We start from the raw sequence: 2508 nt of genomic DNA on the forward strand, positions 1-2508 counted from the left end.
CGGCGGGCGGCGGCGGGCGCCGAGCGCGAGCGCCTCGCCCGCGACCTGCACGACGTGGCGGGCCACCATCTCAGCGCGGTCGTCGTGCACAGCGGCGCGGTGGCCAGGACCGGCGATCCGGCGCTGGTCCGCGGCGCGCTCGCGGCCGCCGCCGACACCGGGCGGGAGGTCCTCACCGCGCTGAGCCGGCTGGTCGACGTCATGGGCCCGGCCGACCCGGGCGCCGGGGAGGGCGGGCTCGGCACGCTCCTCCCCCAGCTCTGCGAGGGGCTGTCGCGGCTCGGCGTCCCGGTCGCGCTCGCGTTCGAGGGCCGCGCTCGCAGGCTGCGGCCCGAGGTCGGGACCGCCGCCTACCGGGTCGTCCAGGAGTCGCTCACCAACGCGATGCGGTACGCGCCGGGCGCGGCGGTGGCGGTGGAGGTCCGGTACGTCCCGGGCGCGGTCGAGGTGGCGGTGGTGAACGAGGCGCCCCGCGACGACGGCGGCGTCCCCGCGCTCGGCACGGGACGGGGCATCGGCGGCATGCGGGAGCGCGCCGAGGCGCTCGGCGGCACGCTCGACGCGGGCCCGTCCGGCGGAGGGTGGGCCGTCCGGGCCGTGCTGCCGACCTCGCCCGCCGGGCGGCGCGGACCGGGCTGGCCGGAGGTGCTCGACGCGGCGGTCGTCGGGCTGTGCGCGTCGGTGCCGCCGCTGCTGGCCTTCACCCCGCCCGACCCGATCCTGGGCGGCGCCTCCCGCGGGACGGCCGCCCTGGTCATCGCGCTGCTGCTCGTCCGCGGCGTCCCGCTGTGGTGGCGCCGCCGCGCGCCGTACCCGGCGCTGGCCGCGCTCGCCGCGATCGACTCCGCCTGCGCGCTGGCGGTCGGCCCGCACGTCCCGGAGCTGCTCGGGCTGCTGCTCATCGGCTCGCCGGCGGAGATGGTCGCCGTCTACGCGGTCGCCGGCCATGCCCGGCGCGGGCGGCCGACCTGGCCCGCGCCGTTCCTCGGGGCGCTGCCCTGGGCGGTCACGTTCACCGTGGCCCTGGCGACGGACCCGGGGGCGGAGCGGACGCCCGTGCTCGTCCCGTTCGCGCTGCTCGCGAGCGGCGTGTTCGGGGTGCTCGTGCTGCTGCCGTTCTGGGCGTGGGGCAAGGCCGTCACCGGACGCGGCCGGGGCTGGGAGGCGACGGCGCTGGAGACGGTCGCCGCGCGGCGCGGCGAGGCCGCCCAGGCGGAGCGGGACCGGGTGGCGCTCGGGCTGCGCGCCACCGTCCTGGACCACACGGCGCGCATGGTGCGCGCGGCGGAGGCGGGCCTCGCGGGCACGTCGGGCACGTCGGGCACGGAGGCGGACGGCCCGGCCGCGCTGGCGGCGGTCACGGAGCACGCCCGCGCGGCGCTGCTCGACATGCGCGCCCTGCTGGACGCCCTGGAGGAGGAGTGACCCGCTGTGATCTCCGTCATGCCCCGGGGAGGGGCGGGATCCGCGGCGGCGTTGCCAGGCCCTTGAGCAGGCCCGCGAGCAGGCCCGGCGGCTCAAGGGCGGAGGACCGCCGAGCCCGTTGGACGCCGTGCACCTCGTTTCCGGTTCGCCGCGGCGCCGGTTTCGGCCACCAAGGTCACGATCCGCGCTCAAAACCGAAATGATCTTCCTTTCGCTGCTAGGTTTCCGCGCTGATCCCCAACAGAACAGAGCATGGAGGGACCTATGCGGCGAATCGCTGCCGTCGGCCTGGCGGCCGGCACCCTGCTGGCCGGGATGGCGGTTGCGGGGGCGCCCGCCGAAGCCGCCACCGGCAAGTGGGCCCCGTACAACTCCTACGCCAACCTGTCCTCGTCCGGCACGTACTCCCGCGGGTCGAGCACGGTGACGGTGTCCGGCAAGCTGAGCGACGCGAAGAAGAACGGCTGGACCGCGTGCGTGCGGTTCCTGTTCACCAATTCGGCCGGCTCCAAGTACTACGCCCGCTTCAAGATCGAGGCGCTGTCGCAGAACGGCACCTGGTACAACTACGACGGCAAGGCGACGGTCAGCATCAAGGGGACGTCCCCCAAGGGCTACCGCACGCACATGTGGGTGCAGGAGTGCGGCCGCAACAAGAAGACCGGGAAGTACGCGTACGGCAAGGGCAAGAAGATCTTCTGACCCGCCCGGACGCCCGGCGCTCGGCGCCGTCGAGCTCACCGGCCCCGCCGCTTCCGCGGCGGGGCCTTCGCTTTTCCACCGAGCTTTCAGAGAAGGGCGGCGGCGACTTCTCCCGTGTGGTCACGAACGCCTTGACCCGGCTTTGACAGAAACGGAGCCAGGGCGAGGGATATGGCGAGGATCCCGGGAAGTCACCTGAAAGCGGAACCGTGTCCGGAACGTCCGGACGGGCCGCCGCGGCCCGCGGGCCGCCGACCGAAGGGTGGACGAATGAACGGGAAACGCCTCGCCGCCGGAGCCGCCGGCACGGCACTGGCCGCGGCGCTGGGCCTCGGCATCGCCTCGGCGCCGCCCGCGGCCGCCGTGCCCAGCGCCGCTCCG

2 protein-coding genes are annotated in these 2508 nt (G+C 75.8%); both read left to right on the forward strand.

Annotation, left to right across the window (positions count from 1 at the left end):
- Positions 1-1425: ATP-binding protein (locus E1300_RS49020; RefSeq protein WP_131764090.1), on the forward strand; the 1425-nt coding region annotated here is incomplete at its 5' end.
- Positions 1426-1689: 264 nt separating this feature from the next.
- Entirely contained in the window at positions 1690-2127 is a 438-nt protein-coding gene (locus tag E1300_RS49025) for a hypothetical protein (RefSeq protein ID WP_131764091.1), read from the forward strand.
- The last annotated feature ends 381 nt before the right edge of the window (positions 2128-2508 follow it).

The sequence above is a fragment of the Actinomadura fibrosa genome, assembly GCF_900659615.1.
GTDB lineage: Bacteria > Actinomycetota > Actinomycetes > Streptosporangiales > Streptosporangiaceae > Spirillospora > Spirillospora fibrosa.